Source organism: Adhaeribacter swui, from assembly GCF_014217805.1.
GTDB lineage: Bacteria > Bacteroidota > Bacteroidia > Cytophagales > Hymenobacteraceae > Adhaeribacter > Adhaeribacter swui.
This window is the reverse complement of record NZ_CP055156.1, coordinates 1,925,953-1,941,873: the sequence shown is the minus strand read 5'-3', so window position 1 is coordinate 1,941,873 and position 15,921 is coordinate 1,925,953. Positions and strand designations below refer to the sequence as shown.

9 protein-coding genes are annotated in these 15,921 nt (G+C 44.3%); 3 read left to right on the top strand and 6 right to left on the bottom strand.

What is annotated here, in order from left to right:
- Nucleotides 1–17: 17 nt before the first annotated feature.
- Nucleotides 18–794 carry a toast rack family protein gene (locus tag HUW51_RS08690; protein WP_185273580.1) on the bottom strand — a complete coding sequence of 259 codons (777 nt, stop codon included), beginning with the start codon at nucleotides 792–794 and terminating at the stop codon, nucleotides 18–20.
- Between the two features lie 585 nt (nucleotides 795–1,379).
- On the opposite strand from HUW51_RS08690, the gene HUW51_RS08685 reads away from it, so the two are divergent.
- A complete protein-coding gene (locus tag HUW51_RS08685) occupies nucleotides 1,380–2,114 on the top strand; it encodes a membrane or secreted protein (RefSeq protein ID WP_185273579.1) in 735 nt (244 codons plus the stop codon).
- A 464-nt stretch (nucleotides 2,115–2,578) separates the two neighbouring features.
- Here the strand turns inward: HUW51_RS08685 and HUW51_RS08680 are convergent, their stop codons facing one another.
- The 5 genes from HUW51_RS08680 to HUW51_RS08660 all read right to left on the bottom strand — a co-directional run bounded on the left by HUW51_RS08680 (nucleotide 2,579) and on the right by HUW51_RS08660 (nucleotide 13,428).
- Entirely contained in the window at nucleotides 2,579–4,951 is a 2,373-nt protein-coding gene (locus HUW51_RS08680) for an ABC transporter permease (protein WP_185273578.1), read from the bottom strand.
- A 211-nt stretch (nucleotides 4,952–5,162) separates the two neighbouring features.
- Nucleotides 5,163–7,565 carry an ABC transporter permease gene (locus HUW51_RS08675; protein WP_185273577.1) on the bottom strand — a complete coding sequence of 801 codons (2,403 nt, stop codon included), beginning with the start codon at nucleotides 7,563–7,565 and terminating at the stop codon, nucleotides 5,163–5,165.
- Between the two features lie 55 nt (nucleotides 7,566–7,620).
- On the bottom strand, nucleotides 7,621–10,017 hold the full coding sequence (locus tag HUW51_RS08670; RefSeq protein ID WP_185273576.1) for an ABC transporter permease: 2,397 nt from the start codon (nucleotides 10,015–10,017) through the stop codon (nucleotides 7,621–7,623).
- Nucleotides 10,018–10,048: 31 nt separating this feature from the next.
- Complete coding sequence (locus HUW51_RS08665) at nucleotides 10,049–12,454, bottom strand: ABC transporter permease (protein WP_185273575.1); 2,406 nt, start codon at nucleotides 12,452–12,454, stop codon at nucleotides 10,049–10,051.
- 683 nt (nucleotides 12,455–13,137) lie between these two features.
- The gene (locus HUW51_RS08660) at nucleotides 13,138–13,428 is read right to left on the bottom strand and encodes a hypothetical protein (RefSeq protein ID WP_185273574.1); all 291 of its coding nucleotides are present in this window, start codon (nucleotides 13,426–13,428) and stop codon (nucleotides 13,138–13,140) included.
- Nucleotides 13,429–13,560: 132 nt separating this feature from the next.
- Here HUW51_RS08660 and crtD point away from each other — a divergent pair, with 132 nt between their 5' ends.
- Both crtD and HUW51_RS08650 read left to right on the top strand, forming a co-directional pair.
- Complete coding sequence (gene crtD / locus HUW51_RS08655) at nucleotides 13,561–15,036, top strand: 1-hydroxycarotenoid 3,4-desaturase CrtD (protein WP_185273573.1); 1,476 nt, start codon at nucleotides 13,561–13,563, stop codon at nucleotides 15,034–15,036.
- Nucleotides 15,037–15,183: 147 nt separating this feature from the next.
- On the top strand, nucleotides 15,184–15,834 hold the full coding sequence (locus HUW51_RS08650) for a carotenoid biosynthesis protein (RefSeq protein WP_228466974.1): 651 nt from the start codon (nucleotides 15,184–15,186) through the stop codon (nucleotides 15,832–15,834).
- Nucleotides 15,835–15,921 lie beyond the last annotated feature (87 nt).

Genomic DNA, 15,921 nt, shown 5'->3' with positions numbered 1-15,921 from the left:
TTTTCCTGCCTGGAGGCTTAGTTTTCCAGGGCTAAGTCTACGCTGCCCAGGCCACCGTTAATGGTTATTTCCAGCGTATGTGGGGTTTTGCCGTAAGCTTCGTTTACGTAATAGCCGCCTTGTTTTTTAAGGCCGTTGCTATCGAGGCCACCCAAGCCGTTTACTTTTACCCGCACACCGGTTTGCCGCGGCAATATCAGGTTTAAGCTGCCGATACCGCCATTAATGCTGGCTTTTAAATCCGTGTTGCGTTTGCCCGATAAGTCCAGGTTTACTTCGCCTACGCCGGCGTTCACGTCTAGCTCACTTACCGAGGTATTAGCCAGGTTCACGTTAAATTCACCGGCTCCGGCATCCATTACTACCCGGGTCAGTCTGGCACCGCGCAGGTCTACGTTGCTTTCGCCGGCTCCCATGCGTAATTTCAGGCTGGTAGCTACACCTTGCGGTAAGATAATATTCCATTCATTCCGGTCTTTATCTTTCATGTTAGTGTTTTTCTCTTCGGGCTGTTTAATCGACAGTGAGCCTTTATCGGGTTCCCCGTTGTATTTTACCTGGGGTTTCCAGGCGTCTTTGCTGTAGGTAAACCGGGCATCAGCTTTAGAAGTATTTTGCGCCGTAAGTTTTAAAGTACCAGCATTAATCTGGATATCGGCTTGCAGCGTTTTTACATTTTTTAAATCCAAGCTCTGCGAAGTAGTATGCTGGGCCTGCACCGGGGAACAATCCGTAAGCATAAGCACTCCCGCGCCAAATAAAGATAAAATCGTAAGTGGAATAAAGTTTTTCATGATAATTAAAGGTAGTAGTTATTTACTTGTAAAGGCACGATGCACCCGTTATTCGTATTACACACGGCTACTTGTATTTTTAAAAACACTGGTTATAAATTACTAAAATAGATGTAATAAAAGTGCCAGAACGGCATATAACTTACTACCAGCATTTTACGCTGCGCCAGCAGATTCTGATGGGTAATAATTGTTCGTTTCCGATACAACTTTTGTCTGATTTTGGAACAAGCTTCTATTACCCGCGCGGCCTACAAACCTGTTTGCGCTGGCAAATTCTGAAGAAGATTATCCACGGGATATGTTGGGGGAAATTTTTAAAATTTAAAATGAACGTGCGTTAGAGTTCAGATAAGCATCTTAAAAAATGAGATAATCTTTTACTCTTTAAAATAACAAGTTTCACTGAAGCAAGTTACCTTTTTCAGATTCATCTACCAGGCACCGGCCAGCCTTGCTATTTGCAAAACCGGATACTGGCTACTAAGTGGCTAGCTTTTTTTAAAATTTTTCCGGAACTTCCAATAACACGATCGGCATCTCAACCTTTTAGTATGTTTGTAATTTTTTAATATACAAAGCGCTATGAACCTGAAACTTTGGAAATACAGCCCTTGGGGCGTAGCTATTTTTTTATGGTTAGTAACTTTGCCCGTTCACGCCATTACTACCCCGGAGCTGGTAGGGGCCTGGTCTTACGGGCCGGCTACGGCGCGTACGGTTATCATTCTTACCGACAACGTTATGGCGGTAGCTACTTATGACCTGCCCGGCAAGAAATTTATCAGTTCGTACGGCGGCACCTGGCGGATAGCGGGCAATACGCTGCATCTGAAACAAGAATGGAATTCGGCCCAGCCCGAGCAGGTAGGACAAGAAATGAGCCACCCGGTGCAACTGATTAAAAATAAATTAGTGCTGAAAAACCAAACCTGGAACCGCTTAGACGACGGCAAGCCCGGGGCTTTAAGGGGCGCCTGGGTAATTACGGGTAATTACAAGGATGACCAGGTAAGCAAACGGCCCAACCCGTTTTATCCCCGCCGAACCATGAAAGTACTATCGGGCACGCAGTTCCATTGGATTGCGTATAACGTAGAAACCAAACAATTTTTAAACGCTGGTGGCGGCACCTATACCACCGACCCTAACACTTATACCGAAACCATCGAATTCTTCACGAAAACGCCCGAAAGCGTGGGTAAAAAGGTTTCCTTCAACTACTCTTTCGTTAACGGCGACTGGCGGCACCGAGGCGAAAAATCCACGGGTGGCCCCCTGGACGAATGCTGGTCCAAACGGGAAACATTGGAACAATAACGGTTAATCCCGCGTCCACAATAAAAAGCAATCTAAATGTTGCTAGTAGTAGTGGAGAACTTCCTTCAAACCCTGGTCATCCAGAAACCTTGTTCTGTTTTAAGCGGCTTTTTTCCTCTCTTGCTTTATCCAACTATTAACACATGGTATTACTGGTTGGCTTATTAGTAAAGGTGCCTTTTGGTTGGGCGTAGATCGCTGAGCAGAACAAGGGGCCTGCTTGTTTCATGCCCTAAAAACAACCAAGATCCGCCTTTTAATTCCTTAGCCTAACGGCTATATGGCACTTAATCCAAGTCGGTGGATGATCAAAAATTTAAAAAAGTAAAACCACCCCGTTTCTGTTTTAAATTTCGAGTTTTGGTTAAAGGTAGCCGGGCCGCCGTTTGTGTCTTCACAAACGGCTTTATAGGTATTTTAGCAAAATTTTAAATTTTCAGGTAAAAGCGGAACGCGCTACTTTCTTACTCTTCTTTCAGGCAATGTACCGGGTTGATCCGGGCAGCTCGGGCGGCTTGCGCCGCTACGGTTAACCAGGCAACTACTAAAGCTAATAACCCGGCACCAATAAAGTACCAGGGGCTTAAGTTAATCTGGTAAGCAAATGTAGTTAGCCAGTGTTTTACGATTAAATAACTTGCCGGTAGCGCTATACAAATGGCGATAAGCACCAGTTTAGAAAACTCGCCCGATAACAGGTAGATAATATGCATTTCACTGGCGCCTAAAACTTTGCGCACGCCAATTTCTTTGCGCCGGCGTTCGGCGGTAAAACTTGCCAGGCCAAACAAGCCCAAACAGGATATCAGAATGGCTAAACCGGCAAAATACTGCGACAGCGCCGCTACCCGTTGCTCGGCTACGTACTGCGCCTGGTAATCGGTATCTAAAAATTGGTAATCGAAAACAAAGCCGGGGTTAAAGGTTTTATAAAATTGTTGCAGGCGGGCCAGCGTTTCTTGTTGCTGCGCAGCTTGTATCTTCACCAGAATAGTAGTGGCGGCTTCGGGTTCCAGGGTAAATACCAATGGCCTTACCGCTTCGTGCAGCGATTTATAATGAAAGTTTTTGATTACTCCCACAATTTCTATTTTCCGGTTTTTGCCCGATAGTACTTTCCCGATAGGTTCCTGCAAACCGAAAGCCTCGACAAAGGCTTGGTTCACTACTTTTTTATCGGGGTTGGGGCTAAATGCTTTCGTGAAAGTCCGGCCGGCCACTAAAGGTACTCCCATAGTTTCGATCAGGTTGTAATTTACCCGGATCTCATCTGCCGCAACTTGTTTACCTTCTAAAACCAGCGGTGCAACGCCCGAATCATTAAAACCGCCAATAAACTTATCTAACTTACTCGAAGCATTTACTACGCCTGGTATTTTTTTAATTTCGTTCAGAAAAGGCTCCAGGCTTTTTTCTACTTTTCCTTCTATCTCGAACGTGATAATCTGGTCTTTGTCGTAGCCTAAATTTTTATGTTGCACATACGCCATTTGTTTATACACCACCAGCACCGCCACTATAAATACCACCGATAAGGCAAACTGAAACACCACCAACCCCTTACGCGCCCAGGCCGCTCCGGCCGACCAATGCAGTTTACCTTTAAGTATGGCTACCGGGTTAAAACCCGACAGGTATAATGCCGGATAACTCCCCGCCAGCAACCCGGTAAATAAGGTAATACCCAACAAACTTAAAACCAGCGGACCATTAAACGAGAAAGTAAGGTGTTTGCCGGTGATCTGGTTAAATGCAGGGAGCAACCACACCACCAAAACCACTGCCAGCACCAGCGAAACACTCGCCAAAAAAAAGGCTTCGCCTAAATACTGAAAAATTAAAATTTTGCGGCTGGCGCCCAACGTTTTTTGAATACCTACTTCTTTCAGTCGTCGCGAGGCTCTGGCCGTGGCTAAATTCATGAAATTAATGCAGGCAATTACCAAAATAAACACCGCGATTAACGAAAACAGTTTTACGTACTCCAGACGCGTTGGAACAGGCACGCCGGTTTCGTACTTACTGTATAAATAATGGCGGGAGTAGGGCTCCAGAAACAAGGTGCGGTGTTGCGCTTTGATACTTTTAGTTTTTAAAAAATCAGCAATTTTCTGGTTAAATAATTCGGGGTTAGTGCCTTTTTTTAAAACGACGTAGGTGTTAAAAGGCTCCGGCATGTCCCAGTTTACGCCCATGTGCATTATATCTTGCTCAAATGCCTCGAACGACAAAATAAAATCAAATTCTTCGGATGAATTGGGCGGAATATTTTTAAAAATACCCGCAACCACTACGGTTTTCTTCGTGCCCATGGTTTCCCATTCTACCGTTTTGCCTAGCACATTTTTAGTAGTGCCAAACAGCCGTTGTGCCATTGCCTCCGAAATGACCAGCGCATTTTTATCAGTTAAAACCTGGTTTTTATTTCCTTGGGTAAGCGGAAAAGAAAAAATTTTAAAAAAATCTTTTCCGGCAAATTTACCGGTTGCCCGGAGGTGCTGGTTGTTATAGGTTAAAGTAAATTTCGGGAAGAAAGCCGGTGGAGTAACGGTAGTGGCGTATTCTACTTCGGGCATTTCGGCGACCAGGGCAGCGGCCAGTTGGTGCGGCGTTTCGGGCTTGGTAGTGATGCCGTTGCCATCGTGCCAGTTCTCCATTACCCGGAAAAGTTGCTTGTCCTTCTCGTGAAATTTATCGAAATGCAGTTCATCGTACACCCACAAATAAATAACAATAGCCCCAGCTAAACCCGTGGATAGCCCAACTAGGTTAATGAAGAAAGTACCCTTAAACCGAAGAAAATGGCGATAAATAAGGAGGAAGGTGTGCCGGATCATACGCGTAGCGTTTCGCTGAAAATAAGTACAGAAATCCCGATAAAGATTAGATGCACTTAGCCCCTACTTTCCATAATCTGAACCTGGATTTTGCGGATTGTAGGATTGCCTTGATGACACTTTAGAATAGTTTATGCGATTATTGATCATACAAAAGGATAAATTCTTAAATCCGGAAAATCCTGTTAATCCAACAAATCCTGGTTCTGACTTACTCACTCCGCAATGCATCAACCGGGTTGGCCACAGCGGCTTTAATGGCTTGAAAGCTGATGGTGGCTAAAGAAATAAGTATAGCCAAGGCGCCGCCGATGCCAAAAATCCACCAGGTAATGGAAGTGCGGTACTCAAAATTTTGCAGCCAGGTTTGCATGCCCCACCAAGCTACGGGCCAGGCAATTACATTGGCCCACAATACTAATTTTAAAAAATCACGGGATAGCAACGATACAATGCTGGTTACGGTAGCGCCCAGCACTTTGCGCACTCCAATTTCTTTGGTGCGTTGCTGCGCGGTAAAAGCCATTAAACCAAACAAACCCAAACAACTTATAAAAATAGCTACACCGGCAAAAGCTTTAAACAAACGCAGCATTTTTTCGTCTTGCTCGTAATACTGTGCTAATTTTTCGTCTACGAATTGGTAATCAAATACTTTGTCGGGGAAGGTTTGCTGCCATTGCTGTTTAATTAAATTAAGCGTTTGGGTAATATTTTGGGTGCTGATTTTTAAACTTAAGGTTTGGTACCTTTCCGTAAAAGTACTCATCACGATAGGCGAAATTTCGCTGTGCAGCGATTGATTATTAAAATCTTTAACCACGCCCACAATGGGTAAAGCAGGACCATCATAGAAACGAAGTGTTTTGCCAATGGCTTGCTCCGGGCTTTGAATACCCACTTTCCGCAGAAACGTTTCGTTTACTACTACTTCCCGCAGCGTATCGGCAGCTTGGTATTTTCGGCCGGCGAGTAATTGCAGGCCGTAAGTCCGGAAGTAAGCGGTATCGGCTAGTTTTACCTGGGGTTCCAGGTACGCCGGCAAGCTTTTGTTATCAACCTGTTGGATGCCCCAGCTCGAATTAAAATCGATATCCGAAGGTAAAGCCCGGCTATAACTTGCCTGCTGAATTTGTGGATTTTGCAGTAATTGTTCTTTAAAAGCCCGGTGTTTTAATCGGCTTAAACTGTCGGTGTCCATGCGCAGAAAAACCAAGGCGTCTTTTTGAAAACCTAAATCCTGGTTCTGTACAAAATTCATCTGATTAATAACCAGAATAGTCCCGACAATAAGTACTTGTGAAATACTAAACTGCACCACCACCAAAGCCTTACGCAACGAAACACCGCCCACCGTTTGCGTAATGCCTTTGCTTTTTAAAGCCAATACCGGCTGAAAACCCGATAATACCAGGGCCGGGTAAGTACCAGCCAGTAAGGTAACCAATGCCATCACGCCCAGCACAACAAACAATAACTCCCCGGAAAAAAGCGGCAAGCTTTCGGGTAATTTTAGCAATTGCTTTAACCACGGGAAGCTTTGGGAAGCCAGCCCAATGGCCAGTACCATGGCTACCAGAACCACTAAGCCCGTTTCGGTTAATAGTTGTCGGAACAATTGCCAACGGCTGCCTCCCAGCACTTTGCGCACGCCAATTTCTTTCGAACGCTTCGCGGCCAAAGCAGTAGCTAAGTTCACGAAGTTAACGCAGGCCATAATAATGAGAAAAACGCCAATGCCCGTAAATAACCACAAAGTCTGATGGGAAATATTGGTCCCGGTAAAAGAATCGTAATCCTGGTTAAAGTGAATATCCGTTAAGGGTTGAAGCTTAGGAAATGTAATTTTAGGAGGAGCTACGTTTTTATCATGCGCAGCCGTGAGTAGTTGCTGGAACCGGCTGACCAATAAGTTTTCCGGTAAAGCTACATACCCCTGAAAATCGCTGTCGATGCCATCCCAGCCTTTTTCTTTTAAGAAAGACTCCAGCGTAGTTAGCGACACCAGCACTTTTAAAGGGAAATTGGTATTAGCGGGTGGGTTTTGCAGAATGCCCGTTACCTGTAAGGTTTTATCATCTATTTGAATAAACTTACCCACGGCCGTTTGCCAGTTGCCGAAATATTGCTCGGCTGCTTTTTGGGTAAGCACTACTTGGTTAGGAGCCGAAAGAGTGGTTTTAGGGCTGCCCTGTAAAAACGAAAAATTAAAAATTTTAAAAAATTCCGGTTCCAGAAAAAATACACCCACCTCTTCCCGGAACATTTTAGGAGTAGCGTTCTTTTGCTCGTCCAGCACGGTTACCTGGCTACCCGCATAATGCGATAACTGCGTTACTTTTACTTCAGGAAAATCGGTGCGCAACACTTCCGGAAAAGGCACGTGCACGCCCGATTGATGGCCTATATGATCCTCGAACCGCAGTTCCGTTACTACCCGGTAAATACGCTCCGGATGAACATGAAACAAATCAAAGCTGCTTTCGAACCGCACGAAAACCCAAATGAGTAAGGCACACGCTAAACCTACGGCCAATCCTACCACGTTGAGCAAGGTATAATACCGGTGGCGAAGCAAGTTGCGGATTCCGACAAGAAAAGAGGTACTCAGCATATCTTTAACAATTACAAGGGTATAAGTTTATTTTTATTGCCAGATCGTTTTTATATTATTCCGTTCGTAAAGCTTTCACCGGATTAGCTACTGCGGCTTTTATCGCCTGGAAACTCACGGTAAGCAGAGCAATACAAACTGCCGTTAACCCGGCAATGGCAAATATCCACCAGCTTATTGTAATCCGGTAGGCAAAATCCTGTAACCACTGGTTCATAAAATACCAGGCTACCGGAGACGCGATAAGGAAGGCAATTAATACCAGTTTAATAAAGTCTTTCGATAGCAGAAAAGTGATTTCGTTCATACTGGCACCCAGTACCTTCCGGATACCAATTTCTTTCCGGCGGCGTTCGGCGGCGTAAGTGGCTAAACCAAACAAACCCAGGCAAGCCACAAAAATGGTAACCGAGGTAAAAATCCAAAGCAGCGATTTCAGGTTATCTTCTGCCTTGTACATGGTGGTAAAACTTTGATCCAGAAAGTTGTATTCTATCGGGTAATCCGGAGAAAACCGATTCCACACTGCTTCTATTTGGCTCACCGTGGTTCCGATAGCACTCGTTTTTATTTTTACAGCTACTTTCCAGTAAGCTTCCGGGTAAATCTGTAAGGCAGCCGGTTCTACTTTCTCGTATAAGCTTTTATAATGAAAATCTTTAACTACGCCTATAATCTGGCCTTTCTTGATAAGTTCGGGATTTCGCCAGGTAGGCCATTCAACGGTGTGCCCTAAGGCTTGCTCAGGAGTTTTAAAGCCTAATTGAGCAATGGCCGTTTCGTTGAGAATGTAGGCATCCTTATCGGTTTTAAATTTTTTAGAAAAATTCCGGCCAGCAATTAATTGCAATCCTAAGGTTTTTAGGTAATCATAATCTACCATTAGCTGCGTTGCTTTCAACGACTGCTGTTCTCCGTTGCGCTGCACCGTAATCATGCCATCACCAAACATATCGCCCGGGAAACCATAACCAATGGCAACCGCCGATACGCCGGGTACTTGTTGTAACTCCTGCTTAAAGGCTTCATAGTTTTTGGTCAGGTTATCGCCCCGCATCGGGAAGAACATAATTTCTTCTTTGTTAAAACCAAGGTCTTTCTGGTGGAGGTAGTTTACCTGGTTGATAACTACAATGGCACTGATTATTAACAAAACCGATAAGGCAAACTGAACTACTACCAATCCGTGCCGCAACCAGGGAATTTTGCCCGGCATACCAGCCGGCACGGCTACGCCTTTTAAAACCTTTACCGGCTGAAAACCAGCTAAAACCAAAGCCGGGTAAAAGCCCGCCAGAATACCTACTACCAAGGTTAAACACAATAAAAAGAGCAGAATTACCGGATTAGCAAAAAGATTAAACGAAATCTGCTTATGGGTGAAATCGTTGAGCCAGGGCAAGGCTAAAAAAGTAAAAAAGCCGGAGATAATAAGGCTAATAAAACTAAGCAGTAGCGCTTCGCCAATAAACTGACTTATCAACTGCCAGCGGCTAGCGCCAATGGTTTTACGTATTCCCACTTCTTTTGCCCGCCGCAACGATTTAGCAGTAGCCAGGTTAACAAAATTAAAGCAAGCAATAAGCAAAATGAAAATAGCAATAATAGTTAGTGCCTTTACGTAAGTGCTATTTCCTCTTTGAGCCATATCGTACTGAAAGGAAGAGGAATACAAATGGATAGCCTGCAAAGGTTGAAATTGGGGCAGGTAGGTTAAATGCGCGTCTTTTATAAACGGTTGCGTGTGTTTCTGAAATTTGGTTTCCAGTGAAGCTACATTTGTCTCTTTTTTGAGTTTTATATAATTATTATAACTATACACCTCCCAGGTTTGCAAATCCGCTTCGGAAACACCGGCAGTTAAAGGCAATATATAATTAATGGATAAATGAAATTTAGGGCTTGTTTGAAAAACCCCCGTTACCTGAAAAAGCGTTTTCTCTATTTTTATTTCTTTACCCAACGGGTTTTGCCCCTTAAAATATTTTTGAGCCAAGGACTGGGAAATAACAATAGATGTAGGGGATTCTAACGCCTTAGCGGCAGAACCATACAGAAGGGTAAGCGGGAAAAAATCAAAAAAACTTGGTTCTGCAAAAATACCTTCTTCTTCGTATAGGTGTTTATCGCCAACTTCAAAGAGGGTTTTGGATGGACTATTCAGAATTCGTAAAGTTTGTTCTACTTCCGGGAATTGTTGTAAAATCGTAGTAAACGTGGGCGGGGTAGTAGCAATATAGTTGGTTCCTTCCTTACCCGTAACTTGGTAGTAAATCCGGTACACCCGGTCGCCGGCAGGAATAAATTTATCAAACTGATTTTCATCCCACACGAATAAACCAATTAGTAAACAAGCTGTTAGGCCAAGAGTTAAACCGGCAATATTGATAAAGGAGAATCCTTTGTGGCGGATCAGGTTCCGAATGGAAGTCTTAAGATAGTTGCGGAACATAAGGATTGCATTTTTTTAGATAAAAATCTTTTTACTCGCTGCGCAACGCTTTCACCGGGTTAGATACTGCCGCTTTTAATGAATGCACGCTGATGGTAGCCAAAGCAATTGCTAAGGCGGCACCGGCCGCAGTACCAAAAATCCACCACGAAATATCAGTGCGGTACTCAAAATCTTGTAGCCACTGGCTCATGCCGTACCAGGCTACCGGCCAGGCTATCAGGTTAGCCAGCAATACCAGTTTCACGAAATCACGGGATAGCATTACCATAATATTGCTCACCGAAGCACCTAAAACTTTTCGGATACCAATTTCTTTGGTGCGCTGCTCGGTAGTAAAAGAAGCTAAGCCAAACAAACCTAAACAAGCAATAAAAATAGCCAAACCGGCAAACACCGCGAAGATACGGCCCAAGCGCAGTTCGGCCTGGTACTGGCTTTGCAAGCGCTCGTTCATAAATGTAAAATCAAAGGGATGTTTTGGATCGAAAGTGTTCCATTTTTGCTCCAGTTTGGCCAGCGTACCGGGCAAATCGGCGCTTTGTACTTTTACCACCAGAAACGTAGCGCGATTAGAGCTGGCATTAAATATCAAAGGCTCTACCTTTTGGTGCAACGACTGAAAATTAAAATTTTTGAGTACACCCACTACCACGCTGCCAATAGAATCCTGACCGCCATAACTAACCCGCTGCCCCAGAGCGTCTTCGGGTTTTTGCCAGCCAAAGCCTGCTACAGCCGCTTCGTTGAGCATAATAGCCCGGGCGGTGTCGGTAGCAAAACTTTTATCCAGAAAACGGCCCGCTTTTAATTCTAAATTAAACGTTTTTGCAAAATCAAAGTCGGCCGGTAATACAAACCCGATAATCGAATTTTCTTCGGAATTGCCTTTACCAATGGGACGCATGGGGGTACGCCACCAATTATCGTCGGCGGGAATAGAACCGGTAAGCGTGGCTTGTTTTACATCTGGTAATTGCAGCAAATCTTCTTTCAAAACCCGGGATTTTTTTAAATCCAGGTTGCCCGGTATGTTCACTACCAGCATCTGCTCCTGGTCAAAACCCAGACGCTTGTTCTGCACGTACTGCATTTGGTTATATACCACCGCCGTACCCACAATCATGGCAATAGAAATAGCAAACTGCAACACTACCAACCCTTTGCGCAAAGAAGCACCGTTGGTATTACCCCCAAACCTACCTTTTAAAACCTGCACCGGCCGGAACCCCGACAAGTAAAAGGCTGGGTATAAACCAGCTACTATACCGGCGAAAAATGTTAGGCCAATTAAACCCAGCCATAAACCGCCGTTTGCGCAGAAATTGATCGTAATAAATTTGCCGGATAACTGATTAAATAAAGGTATCGCCAGGTACACCATCGCAATGGCTAACACCAGCGCAAAACCCGAAATAATCAGCGATTCGCTTAAAAACTGCCGGATTAATTGCCCTCTGGTAGCGCCCACTACTTTCCGCACGCCTACTTCTTTGGAGCGGTTCTGCGAACGAGCCGTAGCCAGGTTCATGAAGTTAATGCAGGCCAGTAAAATAATAAACAGCGCTAATGCCGAGAACAAATACACATTCTTTATATCGCTTACCGGGGCTATTTGCCCCCCGTACTCCGCATTTAAGTGTACATCCAATAAAGGCTGAATGTGCAGCGATGGTGGGGGCGGATTACCGGGTTGGTTGGGTTGGTATTTTTTAGTAAAAGCGGGCAATTTTTGTTCAAAAGCAGCGGCATTAAAATGATCGTTTACCAGAATATAAGAGGCAAACCCATAAGCGTACCATTGGCTTAAAAAGCCGCTGCCTACCAAACGTATAGGCACCAGAAAATCCGGACGCACCTGGGTAGTACGAGGTATTTCGGCCAGAATACCGGTTACTTTTAAAGTGTTAGCCGATTGGGTTTCCAGTTCTATAATTTTACCCATCGGGTCTTCGGCACCGAAATACTTTTTGGCAAGTTCCTGGCTCAGTACAATGGAGTTGGGTTCGTTTAAAGCAGTTCTGGGGTTACCGGCAATTAAGGGATAATCGAATATTTGAAACACCGTAGAATCTACAAAATAGCCATTGGTTTCGTACAGCGCCTTATCGTTGTAGCGAATCAGAGCCTGATTACCGGTACTCAGGAAACGGACAAATTGCTTTACTTCCGGGTAGTCTTGTTTGAGTTGCGGCGCAATGGCAGGCGAAGTTATAGCGGCTTTTTCGATGGTACCGCTATTATCCACAGTAATCGTGAGCCGGTAGATGTTTTCGGCTTTGTTGTGAATTTTCTCGAAAGAAAGCTCGTCTTGCACAAACAATAAAATAAACGTGCAACAGGCAATACCCACCGCTAAACCGGCAATGTTAATAAAGGAATATCCTTTGTGGCGCAACAAATTGCGTAACGCGATTTTTAGATAATTTTTTAACATATTGCTCTAATTGATTTTTAGAATGGCCACTCTTGTTTGGCAGTACCCGTAAAGGCTGTTATCCCAATTTACCAGCATAACCTCCAGGGTGCCTCTTTCGGTTATAGTTTTCATAAGAAAAATGCCACATTTACAACAATATGACTTACAGCGAGTTGCCCACCACAATCAGGTGATTCCGGAGAAAAGCGTCCGCTTTTGATACAACTTTTTGTTCAGTTTTGTAACAGGTCAAACAGTCTAAAAACCAAGGCTTTCCGGTAAGATTAGACCTATTTAAAAGCATATTCTGGCCTTTTATCAGGCAGCAGAAAAAAGGTGGGAATTCAGACCCGCACACCCAACCAGCGCCAGTATGAAGCGCAACGTTACTGATGCACCAAGAACATAGCTCAGCCTGCCGACTGACGGATAAGATAATGCGGATTTAAAAAGCGGATTGCTTCAGTTGGTTCGGACTGGAAATCGTATTTTTTAAAAATTTCTAAAGCTGGGGCATAAGCGCGTACCCACCAACTGTAAAGTTTCGCCAGTCCGGACATTGGCCTTTGTTTGTAAGGCACAAACCCCGCTCCCCTAAGACTTGCGCCAGTTAGAGCACTCTACACATAGCAAGATGTGCTTCCATCAGTTAAATTTAAAAATTTAGCTGATGGAAGCACATCTTGTAAATTCTCCGGTGATTAAGCTTGTAATAACTCCTGCACGATACTCTCCCATTCTTGCTCCAAGGTAGCTTTGGGCATTTTACGACCGGCGCGTTGATACCAGTAGTTGGCGTTCCATTGATCGCCTTCTTTGCGGTGCAAATACGCGTGAATCCAGCAGTAATTAGGCGTGTTTTTTTCCTGGGCTATTTCGTGCGATTGGTGCCAGTCGCCTTTGCCGTCGTACCACAAAGCTTGGAGTTCCGGGCTTAGTTGGGTGGGTGGAGTATTTTGGGCCAGTGAAGTTTTAAATTCAGAAAAAGTCATTGATTGTGGTTTTTACTTTTTACGTAGCTAATTTACTCGCAATATCCGGATAGAGGCTAAAAACTAGCGAAAACATTTCGGGGTAGAAAGAGTTAAATGTCGGGAGTGTAAAACTAGATCACCGGAAAACACATGAATCAGGCGGTAGTTATTGGGGCTGGTATTGGCGGCATTGCGGCAAGCATTCGGCTGGCTGTGCAAGGATACGCCGTAACGGTGCTGGAAGCCAACGCTACCTTTGGGGGCAAAATGACTCAGTTTACCCTGAATGGTTACCGCTTCGATAAAGGGCCTTCGTTGTTTACCATGCCCCACCTGGTAGATGAGCTATTTACTTTAGCTGGTCGCAACCCGCAGGACTATTTTCGTTATCAGCGCTTAGATATTATTACGCAGTATTTCTTTGCCGATGGTACCCGTTTAACCGCTTACCGCGAACCCGAAAAGTTTGCCCGGGAAGTAGAGCAAAAATTTAAAATTCCGAAGGAAAAAGTAACAGCTTACCTGGCCAAAAGTGCCCGGATGTACGATGCCACGGCCGATACGTTTCTGCATAAATCGTTACACCAACTATCTACTTATTTCAGCGCGGATGTTTTAAAAACCATTCCGGTTTTGCCGGAATTGGGTTTAACCACCACCATGCACGCTGCCAATGCCAAACAGTTTAAAGATAAACGTTTGGTGCAACTCCTCGACCGTTTTGCTACCTACAACGGCTCCGATCCCTACCAGGCGCCGGCTACGCTTAATTTAATTCCGCACCTGGAGCATAATTTAGGCGCTTTTTACCCTGAAGGCGGCATTTACGCCATTGCGCAGAGTTTAGTAAAACTGGCTACGGAGTTGGGTGTAGTTTTTAGGTACCACGAAAAAGTAGAAGAAATTTTAATCCAAAGCAACCAGGTAATTGGCGTACGCACCGCCCAACAAGCCATAGTGCCTGCCGAGGTGGTAGTGAGTAACATGGACGTAGTACCCACTTACCGGAAGTTGTTGCCGCAGTTAAAAGCACCCGAAAAAACCTTACAGCAACCGCGTTCCAGCTCAGCTTTAATTTTTTACTGGGGCATTAACCGCGAGTTTCCGGAGTTGCACCTGCACAATATATTTTTTAGTAAAGATTATAAAAAGGAGTTCGAGCATATCTTTCAGCACAAAACCATTAGCCCCGACCCTACGGTTTACGTGAATATTACGTCTAAATTTTCGCCGGAAGACGCACCGGAAGCCAGCGAGAACTGGTTTGTAATGGTAAACGTGCCGCACAACAGCGGCCAGAATTGGGTTGATTTAGTTGAGGTTACACGTGAAACAGTTATCCGGAAACTAAGCCAAGCGCTGCACACCGACTTAAACGCCTACATTACCTGCGAGCAAGCCTGGGACCCGGTGGGCATCGAAGCCGACACGTCTTCGTTTGCGGGTGCTTTATATGGTAGCAGCTCTAATAACCGGTTAGCCGCCTTTCTGCGGCACCCCAATTTTTCAAGTAAAGTAAAAGGATTGTTTTTCTGCGGGGGCAGCGTGCATCCGGGCGGCGGCATTCCGTTGAGTTTATTGTCGGCGAAGATTGTGAGCAGCTTGGTGCCCCAACCCGGTACATAAAGAAACAAAAGTATTTAGCTATTAGATAGTAGATTTTTTTTACATCCATAATAGAACAGCCATGTATTTAAAATAGAATCCTGGATATCAGGTCTATCGAATTAGCTTCTCCCAAAATTTTAAAATTTTAAAAATTTAGACCAGCACTTGAACGCGACTACTCCAACCCATAAAAAAGAAATATTGGCCATTGTTATTCTCCTGATATTTTATGCCGTTGGTTTTTACGGTTTAATTTACAGTGCCTACCAATCTTATTTTTTAAAATTAGTACCATTTAATCTGCTGCTCACCAATTCTATTTTATTCTTTTTTCACCGCGATTATTCCCGGCCGTTTGGGCTATTTGCCCTGGTGGTATTTCTGGTGGGCTTTTTTGCCGAAGTTATTGGCATTCATACGGCTTTGCTTTTCGGGCATTATTCGTACGGCGCATCGTTGGGCTGGCAGCTATTTCGGGTGCCGGTTATTATTGGTTTAAACTGGTTGATGTTGGTTTATACTTCGGGCCATTTAGTAAATTATTTACCCCAACTTCCGTGGTGGCTTAGGTCTATATTGGCCGCTTTCTTAATGGTTGCCCTGGATTATTTTATCGAACCCGTTGCGGTGGCACTGGATTTCTGGTCGTGGCAATCCGGCGAAATCCCTGTATCTAATTTTACGGGTTGGTTTGGGGTAGCATTATTACTGCAAGGGTACTTTCAGAAATCAGATTTTTTAAAAAATAACACTTTAGCGCCTTTTGTTTTTCTGTTGCAGTTCTTGTTTTTTACGGCGCTTTACGCGGTTATTTGATTTAGTACCTTGGCGAAATAATCTCAAAGCAATGCTATTTTTACAAATGATTCAGAAATTTTCTAAATATCTAAACGAAAATTTAAG

Excerpts from the sequence above, each read along its gene's own strand:
- HUW51_RS08690 (WP_185273580.1), bottom strand. The coding sequence starts at position 794 with ATGAAAAACTTTATTCCACTTACGATTTTATCTTTATTTGGCGCGGGA.
- HUW51_RS08685 (WP_185273579.1), top strand. The coding sequence starts at position 1,380 with ATGAACCTGAAACTTTGGAAATACAGCCCTTGGGGCGTAGCTATTTTT.
- HUW51_RS08680 (WP_185273578.1), bottom strand. The coding sequence starts at position 4,951 with ATGATCCGGCACACCTTCCTCCTTATTTATCGCCATTTTCTTCGGTTT.
- HUW51_RS08675 (WP_185273577.1), bottom strand. The coding sequence starts at position 7,565 with ATGCTGAGTACCTCTTTTCTTGTCGGAATCCGCAACTTGCTTCGCCAC.
- HUW51_RS08670 (WP_185273576.1), bottom strand. The coding sequence starts at position 10,017 with ATGTTCCGCAACTATCTTAAGACTTCCATTCGGAACCTGATCCGCCAC.
- HUW51_RS08665 (WP_185273575.1), bottom strand. The coding sequence starts at position 12,454 with ATGTTAAAAAATTATCTAAAAATCGCGTTACGCAATTTGTTGCGCCAC.
- HUW51_RS08660 (WP_185273574.1), bottom strand. The coding sequence starts at position 13,428 with ATGACTTTTTCTGAATTTAAAACTTCACTGGCCCAAAATACTCCACCC.
- crtD (WP_185273573.1), top strand. The coding sequence starts at position 13,561 with ATGAATCAGGCGGTAGTTATTGGGGCTGGTATTGGCGGCATTGCGGCA.